The sequence below is a fragment of the Actinomadura luzonensis genome (assembly GCF_022664455.2).
GTDB lineage: Bacteria > Actinomycetota > Actinomycetes > Streptosporangiales > Streptosporangiaceae > Nonomuraea > Nonomuraea luzonensis.
The window spans coordinates 1,120,769-1,139,965 of the sequence record NZ_JAKRKC020000001.1; the positions used below are offsets into that span (position 1 = coordinate 1,120,769).

The 19,197-nt window shown below is 74.2% G+C and carries 16 protein-coding genes; 9 read left to right on the plus strand and 7 right to left on the minus strand.

The features are described from left to right. Positions 1–20: 20 nt before the first annotated feature. The 5 genes from eno to MF672_RS05275 form a co-directional block, all read right to left on the minus strand. The gene (gene eno, locus MF672_RS05255) at positions 21–1,298 is read right to left on the minus strand and encodes a phosphopyruvate hydratase (RefSeq protein ID WP_242381040.1); all 1,278 of its coding nucleotides are present in this window, start codon (positions 1,296–1,298) and stop codon (positions 21–23) included. Positions 1,299–1,376: 78 nt separating this feature from the next. Continuing rightward, positions 1,377–2,306, minus strand: a complete 930-nt coding sequence (locus tag MF672_RS05260; protein WP_242381041.1) for a nucleoside triphosphate pyrophosphohydrolase — start codon at positions 2,304–2,306, stop codon at positions 1,377–1,379. A 3-nt stretch (positions 2,307–2,309) separates the two neighbouring features. Continuing rightward, entirely contained in the window at positions 2,310–2,912 is a 603-nt protein-coding gene (locus MF672_RS05265) for a SurA N-terminal domain-containing protein (protein WP_242381042.1), read from the minus strand. Between the two features lie 30 nt (positions 2,913–2,942). After that, complete coding sequence (gene mfd / locus MF672_RS05270; RefSeq protein WP_242381043.1) at positions 2,943–6,431, minus strand: transcription-repair coupling factor; 3,489 nt, start codon at positions 6,429–6,431, stop codon at positions 2,943–2,945. Between the two features lie 93 nt (positions 6,432–6,524). Further along, positions 6,525–6,887 carry a cupin domain-containing protein gene (locus MF672_RS05275; protein ID WP_242381044.1) on the minus strand — a complete coding sequence of 121 codons (363 nt, stop codon included), beginning with the start codon at positions 6,885–6,887 and terminating at the stop codon, positions 6,525–6,527. 62 nt (positions 6,888–6,949) lie between these two features. Between MF672_RS05275 and MF672_RS05280 the strand changes: the two genes are divergently transcribed. The 3 genes from MF672_RS05280 (at position 6,950) to MF672_RS05290 (ending at position 9,841) form a co-directional block, all read left to right on the plus strand. Beyond that, a complete protein-coding gene (locus MF672_RS05280; RefSeq protein ID WP_242381045.1) occupies positions 6,950–7,669 on the plus strand; it encodes a class I SAM-dependent methyltransferase in 720 nt (239 codons plus the stop codon). Positions 7,670–7,739: 70 nt separating this feature from the next. Further along, complete coding sequence (cysC, locus tag MF672_RS05285) at positions 7,740–8,954, plus strand: adenylyl-sulfate kinase (RefSeq protein WP_242381046.1); 1,215 nt, start codon at positions 7,740–7,742, stop codon at positions 8,952–8,954. Beyond that, positions 8,951–9,841 carry a sulfite exporter TauE/SafE family protein gene (locus MF672_RS05290; RefSeq protein ID WP_242381047.1) on the plus strand — a complete coding sequence of 297 codons (891 nt, stop codon included), beginning with the start codon at positions 8,951–8,953 and terminating at the stop codon, positions 9,839–9,841. The genes cysC and MF672_RS05290 overlap by 4 nt, the downstream gene beginning before the upstream one ends. Here the strand turns inward: MF672_RS05290 and MF672_RS05295 are convergent. Next, positions 9,786–10,994 (minus strand): glycoside hydrolase family 26 protein, encoded by a 1,209-nt coding sequence (locus MF672_RS05295; RefSeq protein ID WP_247815166.1) that lies wholly within the window; start codon positions 10,992–10,994, stop codon positions 9,786–9,788. The genes MF672_RS05290 and MF672_RS05295 overlap by 56 nt on opposite strands. 305 nt (positions 10,995–11,299) lie before the next feature. Between MF672_RS05295 and MF672_RS05300 the strand changes: the two genes are divergently transcribed. The 6 genes from MF672_RS05300 to MF672_RS05325 all read left to right on the plus strand — a co-directional run bounded on the left by MF672_RS05300 (position 11,300) and on the right by MF672_RS05325 (position 18,278). Further along, positions 11,300–12,688, plus strand: a complete 1,389-nt coding sequence (locus MF672_RS05300; RefSeq protein ID WP_242381049.1) for a Wzz/FepE/Etk N-terminal domain-containing protein — start codon at positions 11,300–11,302, stop codon at positions 12,686–12,688. A 389-nt stretch (positions 12,689–13,077) separates the two neighbouring features. Beyond that, positions 13,078–14,322 (plus strand): hypothetical protein, encoded by a 1,245-nt coding sequence (locus tag MF672_RS05305; protein ID WP_242381050.1) that lies wholly within the window; start codon positions 13,078–13,080, stop codon positions 14,320–14,322. Next, positions 14,319–15,221 carry a hypothetical protein gene (locus tag MF672_RS05310; RefSeq protein ID WP_247815167.1) on the plus strand — a complete coding sequence of 301 codons (903 nt, stop codon included), beginning with the start codon at positions 14,319–14,321 and terminating at the stop codon, positions 15,219–15,221. Before MF672_RS05305 ends, MF672_RS05310 begins: the two co-directional genes overlap by 4 nt. Further along, positions 15,218–16,072 (plus strand): sulfotransferase domain-containing protein, encoded by an 855-nt coding sequence (locus MF672_RS05315; RefSeq protein WP_242376227.1) that lies wholly within the window; start codon positions 15,218–15,220, stop codon positions 16,070–16,072. Before MF672_RS05310 ends, MF672_RS05315 begins: the two co-directional genes overlap by 4 nt. Then, complete coding sequence (locus MF672_RS05320) at positions 16,060–17,355, plus strand: lipopolysaccharide biosynthesis protein (protein WP_242376226.1); 1,296 nt, start codon at positions 16,060–16,062, stop codon at positions 17,353–17,355. The genes MF672_RS05315 and MF672_RS05320 overlap by 13 nt, the downstream gene beginning before the upstream one ends. Beyond that, positions 17,352–18,278 carry a sulfotransferase gene (locus MF672_RS05325; RefSeq protein ID WP_242376225.1) on the plus strand — a complete coding sequence of 309 codons (927 nt, stop codon included), beginning with the start codon at positions 17,352–17,354 and terminating at the stop codon, positions 18,276–18,278. Before MF672_RS05320 ends, MF672_RS05325 begins: the two co-directional genes overlap by 4 nt. Here MF672_RS05325 and MF672_RS05330 read toward each other — a convergent pair. Further along, positions 18,211–19,077 carry a WecB/TagA/CpsF family glycosyltransferase gene (locus MF672_RS05330; RefSeq protein WP_242376224.1) on the minus strand — a complete coding sequence of 289 codons (867 nt, stop codon included), beginning with the start codon at positions 19,075–19,077 and terminating at the stop codon, positions 18,211–18,213. The genes MF672_RS05325 and MF672_RS05330 overlap by 68 nt on opposite strands. Positions 19,078–19,197 lie beyond the last annotated feature (120 nt).

The window sequence follows — 19,197 nt, forward strand, 5'->3', positions numbered from 1 at the left end:
CCGCGGGCCGTTACCCGAAACTAGCGCCGGAAACGCGGAAACGCCGCGCGACCCGCGTAGCGGGCGGCGTCGTCGAGGAGCTCCTCGATGCGCAGCAGCTGGTTGTACTTGGCGACGCGGTCGGAGCGGGCGGGCGCGCCCGTCTTGATCTGGCCGCAGTTGACCGCCACCGCGAGGTCGGCGATCGTGGTGTCCTCGGTCTCGCCGGAGCGGTGGCTCATCATGCAGCGGTAGCCGCTGCGGTGGGCGAGGTCGACGGCGTCGAGCGTCTCCGACAGCGTGCCGATCTGGTTGACCTTGACCAGCAGGGCGTTGGCCGCGCCCTCGGCGATGCCGCGCTCCAGCCGCTCGGGGTTGGTGACGAACAGGTCGTCGCCGACGATCTGCACCTTGTCGCCGAGGGCCGCGGTGATGGCCTTCCAGCCCTCCCAGTCCTCCTCGTCGAGCGGGTCCTCGATGGAGACCAGCGGGTAGTTGGCGACCAGGTCCTCGTAGAAGGCGATGAGCTCCTGCGCCGACAGGCCCTTGCCGTCGATCGTGTAGACGCCGTCCTTGTGGAACTCGGTGGCGGCCACGTCGAGCGCGAGCGCGACGTCCTCGCCCGGGGTGTAGCCGGCCCGCTCGATCGCGACGAGGATCAGGTCGAGCGCGTCGCGGTTGGAGGGCAGGTTGGGGGCGAAGCCGCCCTCGTCGCCGAGGCCGGTGGCGTAGCCCTTCTCCTTCAGCACGCTCTTCAGCGCGTGGTAGACCTCGGCGCCCATGCGCACGGCCTCGCGGAACGTCTCCGCCCCGATCGGCGCGATCATGAACTCCTGGATGTCCACGTTGGTGTCGGCGTGGGCGCCGCCGTTGAGGATGTTCATCATCGGGACCGGCAGCACGTGCGCGTTGGGGCCGCCCAGGTAGCGGAAGAGCGGCAGCTCGGCGCTGTCGGCGGCGGCCTTGGCGACGGCCAGCGACACGCCGAGGATGGCGTTGGCGCCCAGCTTCGACTTGTTGGGCGTGCGGTCGATGTCCATCATGATCTGGTCGATGATGCGCTGGTCCTCGGCCTCGACCCCGCTGATCTCCTCGAAGATCTGGTCGGTGACGGCGAGGACGGCCTTCTCCACGCCCTTGCCGCCGTACCGCTTGCCGCCGTCACGCAGCTCGACCGCCTCGAACTGGCCGGTGGACGCCCCGCTCGGCACGGCCGCGCGGCCGGTGCTGCCGTCGTCGAGCACCACCTCGACCTCGACCGTGGGGTTGCCCCGGGAGTCGAGGATCTCGCGAGCGTAAACGACCTCGATGGTAGCCACGGGATGCGCTCCTAAATCGTGGAAGACGATTATGCCTTCAGAGCCTATCGGTCGCGGTCGGGCCGGACGCCGTGGGCGTCAGCGGCTCTCCCACGCCCGCACCCGGTCGCGGTAGGCCCGGGCCGCCGCCCGCAGCTCCGCCTCGGCGTCGAGCCCCGCCTCCGCGGCCCTGCGCACCAGGTCGAACAGCTCCCGCGCCACGCCCTGCCCGACCCCGGCCGCCAGCGCCTCGGGCGCGCCGGCCCGCTCGGCGCGGCGGACGAGCTGGGCGGCCAGCGACAACGCCGGCTGCCCCATGGGGACGCCGTCGAGCGCCGACTCGCGCCCCTTGGCGGCCCGCTCGGCCGCCTTGATGGCCTCCCAGTTGTCGTTGACCTCGTCGGCGCTCTCGGCCCGCACCGAGCCGAACACGTGCGGGTGCCTGCGCACCAGCTTGTCCACGATGCCGGCCGCCACGTCGTCCATGTCGAAGCCCTCGGCCACCCGGGCGTGGAAGACCACCTGGAGCAGCAGGTCGCCCAGCTCCTCGCGGAGCGCCGCGTAGTCGCCCTGCTCGATGGTCTCCAGCACCTCGTACGCCTCTTCGAGCAGGTACGGCACCAGCGACTCGTGCGTCTGCTTGCGGTCCCAAGGGCACTCGGCGCGCAGCCGGTCCATGACCGCGACCAGGTCGAGCACCCGCGCGCCGGGCAGGTCGTACGAGCCCGGCACGACCTCGATCAGCGGCGGGTCGGCCATCGCCACGGCGGCGTGCCCGACCGCCCGCATGAACTCCTCCTCGTCGTCGCCGGCCAGCCACACCACGGTCTCGGTGACCGCCCGCGCGGCGAGCCCCGCCGGGTCGGGTTCGACGACCTCGGCCGCGATCCCGGCCTCGGCCAGGTAGGGAAGCTGCGGGTGCGCCGCCGCCCCGGTCAGCACGGGACCGGAGCGCAGCGCCTGCCAGGCCTGGTGGCTCAGCAGCCCGGGGGCGACCCTGGGCGAGGTGGTGACGACGACGAGCGGCACCGGCTAGCCCTGCGCCGTCTGCTGCGGGGTGGCCGCCGGCTTGCCGAAGCGGCCCGGGTCGATGAACGGCCCCGGGTTCTCCTGCGTGCGCTGCGGGTTGAGCGCGCCGTAACGCGGGTTGATCACCGGCTTGACGGAGTTGAACTCCTGGGCCAGCCGCTGGTTGCCGCTCTCCCCGCCGAACTGCTGCTGCAGCTTGCTCAGCCCGACCATCGCCCGCCCGTAGTCGCGGGCGTCGGACGGCACCACGCCCTGCGACAGCAGGTTGATCTCGGCCGACTGGAACTGGCCGGGGTCCTTGATCGCGGCGTCGATCTCCGTCTCGCTGACCTGCACCTTGTAGCGGTCGAGCAACTGCTCGGTGATGGCCACGTTGAGCAGGCGCTGCAGCACGACGTGGCTGACCGGCACCCCGCCGAGGTCCGCCTCGCTGAGGTTGTTCCTCTTGAGCGCCGCCTTGTACGCCTCCGCGTCCGCATTGACCTCGCTGACCGTGATGCGCTGGTCGCCGACCACGGCAGCGGCCCCGATGTGGGAGGGGGAAGAGCAGGCGGTCAGGGCCAGGCCCGCCGCGGCGGCGGCCACCGCCACTCGTATCGACTTCACATGCGTCCCTTTCCGACCGAAAAACCGCCGCTAGCTTACCCGTGCGGGCTCAAGGAACAGCGCCTCGACCAGGTCTCCGCACCATTTGAGCAGGTCGAGGTCGCGCAACGGCTGCCCGCCGAGCGGCTTGGTCTTCGGGATCGGCACGAGCAGGGTCTCCGCGGCGTGCTTGTAGACGGCCTTCTTGTAGAGCCGGTCGAGGCGCACCTGCTGCGACTCGCGCAGCCTGGCCGGGCCGAACTTGATGTTCTGGCCCTGCAGCGTGACGTCCGTCAGGCCGGCCTTGCGGGCCTTGATGCGGAACCTGGCGACCTCCAGCAGGTTGTCCACCTCGACGGGCGGCTTGCCGTAGCGGTCGGTCAGCTCCTCGCGCACCTCGGTGATGTCGCTCTCCTCGGCGATCGCGGCCATCCGCTTGTACGCCTCCAGCCGCAGCCGCTCGGAGGTGACGTAGTCGTGCGGGATGTGGGCGTTGATCGGCAGCTCGACCTTGACGTCGGGCGTCTCCTCGCGCTCCTCGCCGCCGTCGAGCTTGGCCTTCTGCTCCTGCACGGCCTCGGACATGAGGCGCACGTACAGGTCGAAGCCGACGCCCGCGATGAAGCCGGACTGCTCGGCGCCGAGCACGTTGCCGGCGCCGCGGATCTCCAGGTCCTTCATCGCGACGTACATGCCGGCGCCCATCTCGGTGTGCTGGGAGATGGTGGCCAGGCGCTCGTGGGCGGTCTCGGTGAGCGGCTTCTCCGGCGGGTAGAGGAAGTAGGCGTAGCCGCGCTCGCGGCCCCGGCCCACCCGGCCGCGGAGCTGGTGGAGCTGGCTCAGGCCGTAGTTGTCGGCCCGGTCCACGATGAGGGTGTTGGCGTTGGGCACGTCGAGGCCGGACTCGACGATCGTGGTGGAGACGAGCACGTCGTACTCGCGCTCCCAGAAGCCCACCATGATCTTCTCGAGCTGGTGCTCGTTCATCTGGCCGTGGGCGACCGCGATGCGCGCCTCCGGCACCAGCTCGCGCAGCCGCGCCGCGACCCGGTTGATGGAGGCCACCCGGTTGTGGACGAAGAAGACCTGGCCGTCGCGCATCAGCTCGCGCCGGATCGCCGCCGCGATCTGCTTCTCCTCGTACGGCCCCACGAAGGTGAGGATCGGGTGCCGCTCCTCCGGCGGGGTGAGGATGGTCGACATCTCGCGGATGCCGGTCAGACCCATCTCCAGCGTGCGCGGGATCGGCGTGGCCGACATGGCCAGCACGTCCACCTGCGTGCGCAGGTGCTTCATGGCCTCCTTGTGCTCGACGCCGAAGCGCTGCTCCTCGTCGATGATGATCAGGCCGAGGTCCTTGAAGCGCACCTCGGGGCTGAGCAGCCGGTGGGTGCCGATGACGACGTCCACCGCGCCGGTGCGCAGGCCGTCGAGGGTGGCCTTGACCTCGCCGTCGGTCTGGAAGCGGGAGATCGGCTTGACCGTGACGGGGAAGCTGGAGAACCGCTCGGCGAAGGTGGACATGTGCTGCTGCACCAGCAGCGTGGTCGGCACGAGCACCGCCACCTGCTTGCCGTCCTGCACCGCCTTGAACGCCGCCCGCACCGCGATCTCGGTCTTGCCGTAGCCGACGTCGCCGCAGATCAGCCGGTCCATCGGGACGCCGCGCTCCATGTCGCGCTTGACCTCGTCGATGGCCGCGAGCTGGTCGCCGGTCTCGGCGTAGGGGAAGGCGTCCTCCATCTCCCGCTGCCACGGCGTGTCGGCGCCGAAGGCGTGGCCGGGCGAGGCCATGCGGGCGGAGTAGAGCCTGATCAGCTCGCCGGCGATCTCCTTGACCGCCTTCTTGGCGCGGGACTTGGCCTTGGCCCAGTCGGCGCCGCCCATGCGGTTGAGCGTGGGCGCCTCGCCGCCGACGTAGCGGGTGACCTCGTCGAGCTGGTCGGTGGGCACGTAGAGGCGGTCGCCCTTGGCGTACTCGATGACGAGGTACTCGCGGGTGGCGCCCTGCACCGTGCGCTGCACCATCTCGACGTAGCGGCCGACGCCGTGCTGCTCGTGCACGACGTGGTCGCCGGTCTTGAGCTGGAGCGGGTCGACCATGTTGCGGCGGCGCGAGGGCAGCCGGCGCATGTCCTTGGTGGAGGCCTTCTGGCCGACCAGGTCGAGGTGGGTGAGCACGGCCAGCGTGGGGGTGACGAAGCCGTGCTCGATCAGGCCGGTGCTGACGTGCACGACCTTGCGCTCGGGCGCCTTGTCCAGGAACGGCTGCAGCCGGGCCGGCACGTCGACGCTCTTCAGCACCTCGACCATGCGCTCGGCCGGGCCGTGGCCCTCGCTGAGCAGCACGACGGCCTTCTCCTCGGCCAGCCAGCCCTTGATGTCGGCCAGCGCCTTGGCGGTGTCGCCGCGGTAGGCCTCGCTGTCCTGGGCGTCCAGCTCGGCGCCGTTGCCGAAGGGCGCCATCGTCCACCACGGCTGGCCGAGGGCGTCGGCGTGGCCGCGGACGTCCTCCAGCGTGCGGAAGGCCGCCGCCCCGAGGTCGATGGGCGCCTCGCCGCCGGCCGCGGCGTTGATCCAGGACGCCTCCAGGAACTCCTGCGAGGTGCGCACCAGCTCCTCGGCGCGGCCCCTGATGCGCTCGGGGTCGCACACGAACACCGCCGAGCGGACCGGCAGGTGGTCCAGCAGCAGGTCCATCTCGCCGGCCAGGGCGGGCGCGAACGCCTCCATGCCCTCCACCGGGGTGCCCTCGGCGAGCTGGTCGAGCACCTCGGCGAGCGCCGGGTACTCCTCGGCCAGCTCGGCCGCCCGCCGCCGCACCTCGTCGGTCAGCAGCAGCTCGCGGCAGGGCGGCGCGAACAGCCCGCCCTCGGCCGCCTCCAGCGAGCGCTGGTCGGCGACCTTGAACCAGCGGATCTCCTCGACCGTGTCGCCCCAGAACTCCAGCCGCAGCGGGTGCTCTTCGGTGGGCGGGAAGACGTCGAGCAGGCCGCCGCGCACGGCCACCTCGCCGCGCCGCTCCACCATGTCGACCCGGTGGTAGCCGTTGCCGACCAGCTTGGCGACGACCTCGTCGAGGTCGGCGTCGTCGCCGGCGCGCAGCCGGATCGGCTCCAGGTCGCCGAGCCCCTTGACGACGGGCTGCAGCAACGCGCGGACCGGGGTCACGATCACGCTGAGCGGCCCGGCCGCGGAGTCGCCCTTCACCGGGTGCGCCAGCCGGCGCAGCACGGCCAGCCGCTGCCCCACGGTGTCGCTGCGCGGCGACAGGCGCTCGTGCGGCAACGTCTCCCAGGCCGGGAAGACCGCGACGGAGGCGGGCTCCAGGAGACTGGTCAGCGCCGCGGCGAGGTCTTCGGCCTCGCGGCCCGTCGCGGTGACCGCGAGCACGGTGCGCTGGTCGTGCGTGGCCAGCGCGGCCACGCCGAACGGCCGCAGCGCGGACGGCGCGATCAGCGACACGTCGCCGCCCTCTTCGAGTGCGGCGGTCAGTTTCGGGTCGGCGCGAACAAGGTCAAGCAGTCCGGAAAGACTCATCAGATACGCCCACAGCCCCACGACGGCATCACGATTACCCCCGGCCTTGCCAGGTCTCGGGGGTGTGCTTCCCAGACTACTCGCCGCCAGGCCTCAGCCGACGCGGTAACCAGGTACGGAGGGCCAGCGCACGGTCAGCACGGTGGACGGCTCCTCGGCCCGCCAGGAGTGGTCGACGCCCTTGCCCCACACCACGTAGTCGCCCGGCTCGGCCAGCAGCACGCTGCGACCGGGCAGCTCGACCCGGAACCGCCCGCTGATCAGCACGAGCAGGGCGGTGCGGGCCTCGCCGCGCACCCAGTGCGCCCGTTCCTCGCCGGGCGGGTGGACGCCCCACTTGATCTCGACCTCTTCGCTGTGCCGGGGGTCGCCGGGCGGTTTGAAGTGGCCGAGCAGCCACCCGCGGTCGCCCGCGGCGTCGACGCCGGCGTTCCCCACGTAGATTTGGTCGCTCACGGGCCAGGACGCTAGCAGGGATATGCGTTACCAATACCGATCAGATGACTACGCTAGGTCACATGTCTGAGGTGCGCTCGGTCGCCCAGCGAGGCGATCTCTTCGATCAGCGGGTCCGCGAGCTCTGGAGCGGCCAGTTCGGCAGACGGCTCGACGTGCTGGTCGCCGGCTGCGCCCACGACGAGCCACTGGCGCTGGAGCGGATCGAGACCAGGTCCGTCGGCGTCGACGAGGACCACCCGGCCGTCCGCGCGGTGCTGGAGGAGCGGGCCGACCTCGTGTCCTGGTCGCTCGGCGACCTGCGCGGCGTGCCGCTGGCACCCAGGGCCTACGACCTGATCCAGCTGTCGTTCCTGCTGGAGCGCGTCAGGCACGCCGAGCTCGTCCTCGACCGGCTGCTGCAGTCGCTGCGGCCGGGCGGGCTGGTGCTGCTGCGCATGCGCGACCGCAGGTCGGCGTACGGGCTGCTGGACCGCGTCACGCCGTCGTGGGTGCGCCGGGCGCTGTGGCGCGCGGTCGTCAGGAAGGGCACGCCGGGGCCGCTGCCCGCCGTGTACGAGCCGCTGGCCTCCGCCGACGGCATGCACGCGTTCTGCCTGAGCCGCGGCCTGATGATCATCGACGAGGAGCGGCGGGCGAGCGGCCCGGCCCGCGCGGGCTGGCTGGGGCGCGCGGCGATCGCCGTGATGTCCCGGCTGACCAGCGGGCGCTACCCCGCCTCGCACGACGAGGTCACCATGGTCATCAGGAAGCCGCAGCATCACTTCGCCAGAGTGCTCTAGCGGCATAACCGGATGAGTCGGTACACTCGTTTCCTACCAAGTGAGTCGGATTAGTTGGGATGTAGACGACGTGGAGTGGACCCCCGAGCCGCACGAGCTGGCCGATCTCGAGCTGCTGCTCTCCGGCGCGTTCGACCCGCTGACGGGGTTCCTCGGCCACGACGACCTGCACGCGGTGCACGAGCGCGGCACGCTCGCCGACGGCACGCCGTGGCCCGCGCCGGTCACCCTCCACCTGCCCGCCGAGGTCTCCCCCGGCGACGAGGTGACCCTGCTCGACCCCGAGGGCCTGCCGCTCGCGGCGCTCACGGTGACCGCCCAGGAGGCCGACGGGCTGGTCTCGGGGCCGGTCAAGGGGCTCGGCGCGCCGGAGCACGGGCCCTTCGCCCGCCTGCGGCGCACCCCGGCCCAGGTCAAGGAGGAGCTCGGCGGGCGCGCGGCGCTCGCCGTCACCCTGCGGGGGCCGCTCGACGACCTGTCCGAGATCACCGCGCTGGCCAAGGAGCTGGACGCGGTGATCCTGCTGCTGCCCCTGGCGTACGGCGAGGGCGGCCCCGCCGTGGTCCGCGCCGCGCTGCGAGCCCAGGAGCGGCTGCCCGCCGGCACGTTCGTGGTCCCGGTGCCGCTCGCCCCGCGCGAGGAGCCCGAGATCGACCTGGAGCTGCGCGAGCACGTCGCGGCCGCCTACGGCGCGACCGAGCACTTCCCCGGCCCCGAGCCGGTGACGATCCCCGGGCCGCCGCACCGGCGCGGCCTCGTGGTGTTCTTCACCGGCCTGTCCGGCTCGGGCAAGTCGACCATCGCCCGCGGCCTGCGCGACGCGCTGCTGGAGCTGGGCAGCCGCTCGCTCACCTACCTCGACGGCGACGTGGTGCGCCACCTGCTGTCGAAGGGCCTGACCTTCTCCAAGGCCGACCGCGACCTCAACATCCGGCGCATCGGCTTCGTGGCCGCCGAGGTCGCCAGGCACGGCGGCCTGGCCGTCTGCGCCCCCATCGCCCCCTACGCCGCCACCCGCGCCGAGGTGCGGGCGATGGTCGAGGCGGTCGGCGCCGACTTCCTGCTGGTGCACGTGGCCACGCCGCTGGAGGAGTGCGAGCGGCGCGACCGCAAGGGCCTGTACGCCAAGGCCCGCGCCGGGCTCATCCCCGAGTTCACCGGCGTCTCCGACCCCTACGAGGAGCCGGACGACGCCGACCTGGTCATCGACACGACGCACATCTCGATCGAGGCGGCCGTCTCCAGGGTGCTGGAGACGCTGCGGTCTGGAGGCTGGATCCGTTGATCGACTTCGCCCTCATCGGCGGGTCCTTCGTCGTCGCCGTCGTGGTCGGGCTCACCGGCATGGGCGGCGGCGCGCTGATGACGCCCATGATGATGTTGTTCTTCAACGTCCCGCCGCTCGCCGCGGTCTCCAGCGACCTGGTGGCCTCCGCGGTGATGAAGCCGGTGGGCAGCGTGGTGCACCTGCGCCGGGGCACGGTCAACCTGCGACTGGTGGGCTGGCTGTGCGCGGGGTCGGTGCCGGCCGCGTTCTGCGGGGTGTTCCTCGCACGGGCCTTCGCCGTCACCGACGCGGTCAAGTACGCCCTGGGCGTGGCGCTGCTGCTGGCCGTGGCCGGCATGGCGGCCAAGACGCTGCTCGGCGGGCGGGGCGGATCGGCGAGCGCGCACGACATCGTCGTGCGCCCAATTCCGACCCTACTGGTCGGTACGGTAGGCGGTCTGGTCGTCGGGGTCTCCTCGGTCGGCTCGGGATCGCTCATCATCGTGGCCCTGCTCGCCCTCTACCCGGCGCTCAAGGCCAACCAGCTCGTCGGCACCGACCTGGTGCAGGCCGTGCCGCTGGTCGCCGCCGCGGCGCTCGGCCACCTCCTGTTCGGCGACTTCCAGATGGACCTGACGGTCTCGCTGCTCATCGGCTCGATCCCGGGCGTCTACCTCGGCGCCCGGATCTCCTCCCGCGCCCCGGGCGGCCTGATCCGCGCCCTGCTGGCCATCGTCCTGCTGGCCTCGGCGCTGAAGCTCCTGGACGCGAGCAACACCGTCACCGTGGCCGCCCTCGCCGCCGCCACCGCGGTCGTGGTGGCCGGGTGGCGCTGGCGCGCGCGGACCGCTAGGGGCGCGGCACGGGCGTCGAGCGAAAGTACGGATCCCGTGCGAGCCGGGTGAAAGCCCGCCCCGCCCCCGGGTCGGAGTCGAAGCTGGTGTCGCCGCGCGGCGCCTGCGGCGAGTCGAAGTAGAACAGCGCCTTGATCTGCGGGTAGCGCTTGATCTGCCGCGCCACCGACTCGAAGAAGCGGCGCTTGAACCCCGGGTCCTTCGGCCGCTCGAACACCCCCCACTCCGCCACCATCACCGGCTTGCCGGGGAAGCGGAGCTGCATCCACCGGTAGAAGCCCGGCCACTGGGCGAACTCCTTCTCCTCGCGGGTCTTGTTCACCAGCCCGTCGAAGTCCTTGACGCGGTCGTCGGCGTAGGGGTCCATGGCGACCCAGTCGACCACGTCGTCGCCCGGGTAGAGCTGCTCGAACCACGACTTCGCGGCCCAGTTGGGCGCCCCCATCCAGGTCATCACCATGACCGCGTTCCTGACGCCCTTCTCCCGCAGCCGCAGCACCACGTGCCGGTACATCGCCGCGTAGTCGGCGGCCCGCATGCCCGAGCCGGGCGCGTTGTCCACGTCGTTCTCCGGCTCGTGGTGCAGCGTGAGGAAGAACCGCTCGGGGAAGGTGCGCCGGAGATAGCCGGCCAGCCGGTCGATCCTGGCGTCGAGCCTCCCGCGGGCGATCTCGGCCCAGGTGCGGTCGAGCGACGGCTTCCAGTTGACCATGAGCAGCCGGGGCCGCGCCGGGTCGCGGGCCAGCCGGACCTCGGCCTTGGTCGGGAACAGCTCGCTGCCCCGGTGGTAGACGTGCAGCACGTCGGCCGCCGCGCCCATGCGGGCCTCCGCCCCGCGCAGGGCGCGCTCGACCTGCGCCCCGGTGAAGACCTCCGGCGCCAGTCCCCACCAGGCGCCGCAGGACGGGATGAGCCGGGCGGTGGCCGTGCAGGACGGTGCCCCCGCCACCTGCCTGGCCGGCCCGCCGGCCGACGGGCCCATGGCCGTGGCCGGGCCGGTCGTGGCGTTCGCCCCCGGGTCCGCCGCCGGCCCCGTCACCGATCCCGTCGCCGATCCCGTCGCCGCGCCGGTCGCCGCGCCGCTCGTCCCGCTCGTTCCGCTCGTCCCGCTCGTCGCCGAGCCCGCCGTGCCGGAACAGGCGCTCAGCGTGACGAGCGCGGCGAGCGCCGCGGCCGTTTTGCGAGTAATTCCCCGTAGCTGCAAAACCGTCCAACCTCCTTGTCGAACTTGTCGAAGGACCCCCGCGTTGTCACACCTGAACCTTGCCATGTCATTCCAGGAACTTCAGCCGGTGTGGAGAGTATTAGCTGGTGGGCCAGGGTAAAACCGTGCCGGAATTTTCCCGGAATTTCGATTTATGGAGCCCCTTCTTTCCTGCCGTACCGGAGAAAATTCTGCGGATTCAGCTCGGGTGCTGACCGTCCGGCCTATAGTGGGCGCACGCCTCGGCCCGTGACGCTGCGTCGCCGGGCGGCGACGACGCGCACATCCCCCAGGAGGCCGCCCCCATGACCCAGCCGCCGGACGTCCAGGCCCGCCGCCCCGGCGCCGAGCTGGAGGATCACCTGTCCCTGCTGCGCAGGCGATGGCTGATCCTCGTGGGCTGCGTCGTGGTCGGCGGCACGGCCGGGCTCGCGCTCCTGCGGCTCACCCCGCCCGCCTACACCGCCGCCACACAGGTGCAGGTCATGCCCGTCGGCCCGCAGGACCCCGGCAACCAGGTCACCGCCCGCCAGCGCGAGCCGCTCAACCTCGACACCGAGGCCCAGGTCGCCGCGTCCGCCGTGGTCGCCGCCCGGGCCGCCCGGGCGCTCGGCGGCGTCGCGCCCGCGCCCGCGGAGGTCACCGTCCCGCCCAACTCGGCGGTCCTGTCCATCGCGGTCACCGCTGCCGACCCCCGGCTCGCCGCCGCCCAGTCCGGCGCGTACGCCGACGCCTACCTCGCCCACCGCCGCGAGAGCGCCCTCGCCGCCCTGACCGACCAGCAGCAGGCCGTGCTGGGCAAGCTCAAGCAGGTCAACGCCGGCCTCGACGCCGCCTTCCGGCAGCTCGGCCGGCTGCGCAAGGGCAGCGCGGAACGGGCCATCGCGCTGCAGCGGCAGAGCGTGCTCAGCCGCCAGGCCGCGAGCCTCGCGCTCAAGTACGACGCCCTCCGCACGGTGGCCGTCACGCCCGGCGCGATCATCAGCCGGGCCGCGCCGCCCGCCGCGCCCAGCTCCCCCAGCCTGCCGCTGCACCTCGGCACCGGCCTGATGGCGGGGCTGCTCACCGGCTCGGCCGCCGCCTACGCCCGCGACCGGCTCGACACCCGGCTGCGCCGCGCCGCCGACGTCGAGCGGCTCACCGGCCTGCCGGTGCTGGCCGATCTGTCCGGCGCGCGCGAGCCGGGCGTGCTGCACGAGCTGGCCTGCGCGGTCGTGGCCGCCTGCCCCGGCAAACGGCTGCTGGTGCGGGCGCTGCCCGCCGACCTCTACGCCTCGTCGCTCGCCGAGCCGCTGGCCGTCAGCGCCCCGCTCGCCGTGCTCGACGGCACCGACGTCCGCGACCTGGCCAGGGCGGACGCGGCCCTGCTGCTCGTCGGCCTCGGCCGGGTCACCGCCCCGCAGGTCGCCGCCGCCGCCCGCCACCTCGGCCGCCAGGACATCCCGGTCATCGGCGTGGTCACCGCCACCGACGCGATGCCGGAGTTCGTGCCGCTGCTGGAGCCGCGTCCGCACTCGCCGCTCGGCAAGCTGGTCGCCACCGGGGAGTTCCCCGTCCCGGGCGAGCTGGCGGCCGGCGACTTCGCCGGCGCCGGGGGCGCCGCCGCGGGCGCCGAGGGCTTCGGCGTCAGCCTGTCGGCCGAGACCACCCCCATGCAGCCCCTCCGCCGCCCCCGCCCAGGCCGCCCCACATGACCGCACGTCCCCACGAGCCCGCCGACCCGCCCCGACGAGCGAGCGGCCCGGCCGCCCGCCCCCCGGGTGACCCGGCCGTCGGGCCCCTGGGCGGGCCGCCCCCCGCACTCCCCCAGCCCGAGCCGCCCGCCACCCCCCCGGGGCTCACCGACCACCCCCTCACCAGGTCCCTGGACGCATCGACGGGGCACCGCCTGGACGCACCCACCGGCCCTCCGGGGCTCGCCAACCGCCCCCTCACCGGGTCCTTGGGCAAGTCGACGGGGCGCCGCCTGGGCGCACCACCCGCCGGCCCTCCGGGGCTTGCCGACCGCCCCCTCACCAAGTTCCTGGGCGCATCGGCGGGGCGTCGTCTGGGTGGGCCCGCGTGGCCGATCGGGGCGTTGCTGGTGGGTTATCCGGTCTGGTGGGCGCTCGGGTTCGGCGGGCTGTCGGTGATCGTGCTGGCGGTCCCGATGGCGGTGGTCCTGTGGCGGCGGCGGCCCGTCAAGGTGCCCCCCGGATTCGGCCTGTGGTTGTTGCTGCTGGCCGGCTACCTGCTGAGCGCGCTGATGCTGGGCGAGTCGCCCCCCGGCACGTACGGCGAGCTGGGCCCCGGCCGGCTCGTCGGCTACGGGATGCGCCTGGCGCTCTACGCCAGCGTCCTGATCATGGTCCTCTACCTGGGCAACCTCACCGAACGCGAGCTGCCGCAGCTCCGCCTGGTGCGCATGCTGGGCGCGCTGTTCGTGACGACGGTGGCCGGCGGGCTGCTCGGCGTGCTGGCCCCCGGCTTCACCTTCACCTCGCCGGTGGAGCTGCTGCTGCCCGACTGGCTGGGCGGCAACGCGTTCGTCCAGAACCTCATCCACCCGACCGCCGCCCAGACCCAGAAGGTGCTCGGCTACGCCATGCCGCGCCCGGAGGCCCCCTTCGAGTGGGCCAACGCCTGGGGCAGCAACGTGTCGGTGCTGCTGGTCTGGGCGGTGGTCGGCTGGTGGGCGCACGGCGGCGCCCGGCAGCGCGCGTTCCTCGCCGTGCTGGCCGCCCTGGCGGCGGTCCCCGTCGTGTACTCGCTCAACCGGGGGCTGTGGATCGGGCTCGGGCTGGCCGCCGTCTACCTGGTCGTGCGGGTGGGCGGGCGGGCCAGGATCGTGCTGTGCGCGGTGGCGGCCGGGGCGGCGGTGGCATTCGCGCTCAGCCCGCTCGCCGGGCTGGTGGCGCAGCGGCTCGACCGGCCGCACTCCAACGACATCCGGGCCTTCACCGTCACCGCCACGCTGGCCGCCGCCGCCCACTCGCCGGTGATCGGCTACGGCAACACCCGCAACGCGATGGGCAACCACCGCACGATCACGACCGGCCGGACGAGCTGGTGCGGCTCCTGCGGGCACCCGCCGCTCGGCAGCGACGGGCAGCTCTGGCTGCTGATCATCACCCAGGGGTTCACCGGGGCCGCGCTGTACGTGGCCTTCTTCGCCGGCGCGATCCGCCGCCACTGGGCCGACCGCAGCCCGGTCGGGCTGGGCGGCGTGCTGGTGATGGGGCTGGTGCTGTTCTACATGTTCGTCTACGACGGCCTGGTCACCCCGCTCACCCTGTATTTCGTCTCCTTCGCCCTCCTGTGGCGGAACGCCCAGCGGAGTGCCGCATGAACGACGCCGCCGTCCGTCTCGACTACCTGGCCGACACCGTCCGGCTGCTCTACCCCGGCTCGGGGGCGCCGCGGGCGTACAGTGTGCTGCCGCACGCCGCCGTGCCCCGCAGGCTCGCGCCCCGGCGCTGGTGGCACGTGGGGTCGCCGGTCGTGGTGCCCGGTGAGGGGTCGATCGCGGCGCACCTGGGCGAGGTCTTCGGGCGGCCGGTCGAGACGGTCCTGCACGTACGTCCGGCGCGGCGGGCCAACCGCAAGCCGGTGCTGGAGGTGCGGGCCGGCGGGCGGCTGCTGGCGTTCGTGAAGGTCGGCGACGGCGACCGCTCGCGCGCGCTGGTCGCGGCCGAGGCGGCGACGCTGGGCCGGCTGGCCGGGCACGGCCTGCGTACCGTGGTCGTGCCCGAGGTGCTGCACTTCGGCGAGTGGCGCGGGCTCGCGGTGCTGGCGCTGTCGCCGCTGCCCGTGCGGCGCCGCGCCCGCGCGCCCCGCCCGCTGCTGCTGGCCGCCGTGAGCGAGATCGCCGCCACCGGCCCCGGCGCGGCCCCCGCCTGGCACGGCGACCTCGCGCCCTGGAACCTGTGCCCCGCCCCCGGCGGGCGGCTGCTGGTCTGGGACTGGGAGCGCTACGCGGTCGGCGTCCCCTACGGCTTCGACGCGCTGCACCACTTCTTCCACCGCGCGCTGCGCAGGATGCCGCCCGCCGAGGCCGCCCGCGCCCTGGTGGCCAGGGCCGCGCGCGAGCTCGCCCCGCTCGGCCTGACGGCGGCCACGGCCCGGCAGAGCGCCCTGCGCTACCTCATCGCCCTGGCCGACCGGCACGCCGCCGACGGCCACGAGCCGCTCGGCCCGCCGCAGACCTGGCTCAACCCGGCCGTCGACCACGAGGAGCTGCTGGTATGAGGACGATGAAGCGGTCGGTCCTGTCGTTGTCGCGGGCCGCGGGCCGGTTCACCTCGGGGGCGCGGCTGCTGCCGGCGTTCCTGCTCACGGGCGCGCAGCGGTGCGGCACCACGTCGCTGTACCGGGCGCTGGCGCAGCACCCGCTGCTGCTCAAACCCGTGCTGCACAAGGGCGTGCACTACTTCGACGTGGCCTATTGGCGCGGCCCGGCCTGGTACCAGGCGCATTTCCCGCTGCGGGCCGGCGCGGCGCTGCTCACGCACCGGTACGGCGGGCGGTCGCTGGCGTTCGAGTCGTCCCCGTACTACCTGTTCCATCCGCTGGCGGGCGAGCGCATCGCGGCCGACCTGCCCGGGGTCAAGCTGGTGGTGCTGGTCCGCGACCCGGTCGAGCGGGCCTGCTCGGCGCACGCGCACGAGCTGGCCCGCGGCTACGAGCAGGAGCCGCGCTTCGAGCGCGCCGTCGAGCTGGAGGCGACCCGGCTGGCCGGGGCGGAGGAGCTGCTGCGCGGCTCGCCGCACGCGCTGCACCACTCCCACCGCCACCACTCCTACCTGGCCCGCGGCCGCTACGCCGAGCAGCTCGACCGGCTGGAGCCGCTGTTCGGGCGCGACCGCATCCTGGTTCTCGACAGTCACCGGTTCTTCGCCGAGCCGGAGCACGTCTACGACCGGGTGCTGGAGTTCCTGGGCGCGCCGCACCTGGGCTATCCGGTGTTCGAGCGGCACAACGGCCGGCCCAGGACCCGCCCGGTGCCCGAGGTGCTGGGGCGGGCGCTGCGCGACCACTTCGAGCCGTACGACGCGCGGCTGGTCCGCTGGCTGGGCGAGGAGCCGTCGTGGCGGCGGTGACCCCCGCCCACCTGGTCGCGGGCCTGCTGCGCAGGGGCGGGGCGGCGCGCGGCGGGGTCGCGGGCGTGGCGGCGGCCGGGGCGGCGGCGGCGGCGCAGTTCGGGCTGGTCGTGGTCGTGACGCGGACGGTCAGCGCGGCCGGGGCCGGGACGTTCTTCGCGGCCACCGCCGTGGCGCTCATGGCCGCCGGCATCACGAAGCTGGACGCCGGGAACGGGCTGGTGTACTTCATCGCCCGGGCGAAGACCTATGGATATCGCGGCATGACCGGATATATCCGGGCCGCGACCGTTCCGTGCGTGGTGGCGGCCTGCGCCGCCGCCGCGCTGCTGTGGCCGCGGGTGGGGCCGGTGGCGGCGATGGTGCCGGTCATCGTGCTCGGGGACGTGCTGCTGGCCGCCACCCGCGGCTTCGGCTCGCTGCGGCCGACCGTGCTCCTCGACGGCCTGCTGCTGCCCGTCGCCCAGTTCGCGCTGGTCGCCGCCGTGGCCCTCGCGGGGCGGCCCGGCTGGCTGGCGGCGGCGTGGGGGCTGCCGTACCTGCCGGTGCTGGTGCTCGCGGCCGTCGCGGTGCGGGGGCGGGCGCCGCGGTGCCCGTACCTGCCGGGGACGGGACGCGACCTGTGGCGCTACACCGCTCCGCGGTCCCTCGCGGGCGCGGTCCAGGCGGTCCTCCAGCGGCTCGACGTCGTGGTCGTCGCCCTGCTCGCCGGGCCCGCGCAGGCCGCCGTGTACACCGCCGCGACCCGGTTCAAGGTCGTGGGCCAGCTCGCGAACCAGGGGCTCGCGCAGGCCGTGCAGGCCCGGCTGGTGAGCGCGCTGGCGGGCGGCGAGCTGGCGCGGGCCAGGGAGCTGTACCAGGCGGCGACGATCTGGCTGGTGCTGCTGACCTGGCCGGTGTGGCTGGCGTACGCGGTGCTCGCGCCGTGGCTGCTGACCGTGTTCGGCCCCGGCTACGGCACGGCGGCGCCCGTCGCGCTGGTGCTCGCGGCCACCATGATGGTCGCGACGGCCTGCGGCATGGTGGACGTCGTGCTCACCGCCGCCGGGCACACCGGCGCGAGCCTGCTGAACCTGCTGGCGGCCGTGGCCTGCACGCTGGCGCTCGACCTGGCGCTGGTGCCCGCGCACGGCGCGCTCGGCGCGGTGGCGGGCTGGTCGGGCGGGGTGCTGGTGAAGAACCTGCTGCCGCTCTGGCAGCTCCACCGCCGCTACGGCCTGCACCCGTTCGGCCGCCACACGCTGCCGGCCCTCCGCCTCCGCACCTGGGCGGCCCCGGCATGACCGCCGTCCCCGGCCCGGTGCTCGTCACCGGGCTGCCGAGGAGCGGCACGTCGTGGGCGGGCAGGATGCTGACCGCGGGCGGCTCCCTGGTCTACGTCAACGAGCCGCTCAACCCGCAGCACCCGCCCGGCCGCTGCCCCGGCGTGCTCGCCGCCGAGGTCACCCACCGCTTCCAGTACATCTGCGACGACAACGACGACCTCTGGCTGCCCGCCTTCCGCGACACCGTGGCGCTGCGCTACCGCTGGCCGGCCGAGCTGCGCGCGAACCGCCGGCCGTACGACCTGGCCCGCCTGCTCCGCTACGGCACGGCCTTCGCGCACGGCCGGCTGACCGGGCGGCGGGCGCTGCTGGACGACCCGTTCGCGGTGCTGAGCGCGGGCTGGTTCGCGCGGCGGCTGGGCTGCCGGGTGATCGCGCTGGTGCGGGAGCCGGTGTCGTTCGTGGCGAGCTGGCAGCGGCTGGGCTGGGACGCCGACCTCCGCGACCTGCTGGACCAGCCGCTGCTCGTCCGAGACCACCCTGAGGTCGCGGCCCTCGGCCCCGCGCTCGACCGCGCGCTCGATCCCGTCGCCAGGATCGCCGCGCTCTGGCGGGCGACCCGGGCGGTCCTGGCCCGCACGCCCGGCATCCTCGTCGTGCCGTACGAGTCGCTGGCCGCCGACCCACTGGCCGGCTTCCGCCGCCTGTACGCCCACGCCGGCCTGCCCTGGACCCCCGCCGCCGAGCGCCGGATCCGCCGGGCGTGCACGGGCCCCGCGCGGGCGGGCGGCGCGTTCCGGTGGTCGGGCCTGTCGCGCACGGCCTACCGCCGCATGGACTCCCGCCAGGCCCTGGCCGACCCCGCGCGCGGCCTCACCCCGGACGACGCGGCCCGCGTCCGCTCGCTGACCGGAGCACCCGGACCGGCGACACCGACCTGAGCACCCGGGCGGCGAGGCACCGGCCGAGCAGCCGGGCCGCGAACGGCAGGTCGTCCACCAGGTAGCGGCGCGCGAGCCGGGCGGGCTCGGCCATGAGCCGGTAGGCCCATTCCAGCCCCGCCCGCCGCATCCATCCCGGCGCCCTCGGCACCACGCCCGCCGCGAACGCGATCGCCGCCCCGCACCCGAGGAACCACGCGCGCGGCAGGTCGAGACGCAGGTCGGCGATGAGGCGGTCCTGCCGGGGGAAGCCGAGCCCGACGAGGACCAGCCGGGGACGGGCCGCGACGACCTTGCGCCGGACCGCCTCGCGCCCCTCGCGGCCGGCGTCGAAGCCGTGGGACGGCGCGTGGGCGCCGCAGACCCGCAACCCGGGGAAAGCCCGGACGAGTGCCCGGGCGGCCCGCTGGGGGGCGCCCAGGGGGCCGCCGAGCAGGTAGACCGGCCAGCCCCGGCGGGCCGCCAGGCCGCTGAGCGACCACAGCAGGTCCGCGCCGGTCACGCGCGCGGGCAGCGGCGTGCCCAGCAGCCGGGACGCCCACACCAGCGGCATCCCGTCGGCCACCACCAGGTCCGCCGACGTCACGAGGTCACGTAGGGCGGGGTCGGTGGCGGCGAGGCGGCAGATGTCGACGTTGGGGGTGACGATCCGGCCGCCGCGTCCCGCCGCCAGCGCGTCCGCCACGCGGTCCACGACCTCCTCCTCCCGCACCGCGTCGAACCCCACCCCGCCCACCCGGACCCGCCCCTGCCGCACGGCCCCGGCAGGGCCGCCTCCACCCGGGACGAGACCCCGCATGGCAGCAAGCGGCCGCCCGTCCGTGGGAGCGCCCCCGCCGAGCCGCCCTCCGCCGAGGGCGCGGGCCCGCGAGGCACCGGCTCGCGTCGCGACGGCCCTCTCCCGAGGAACCGGGACGGG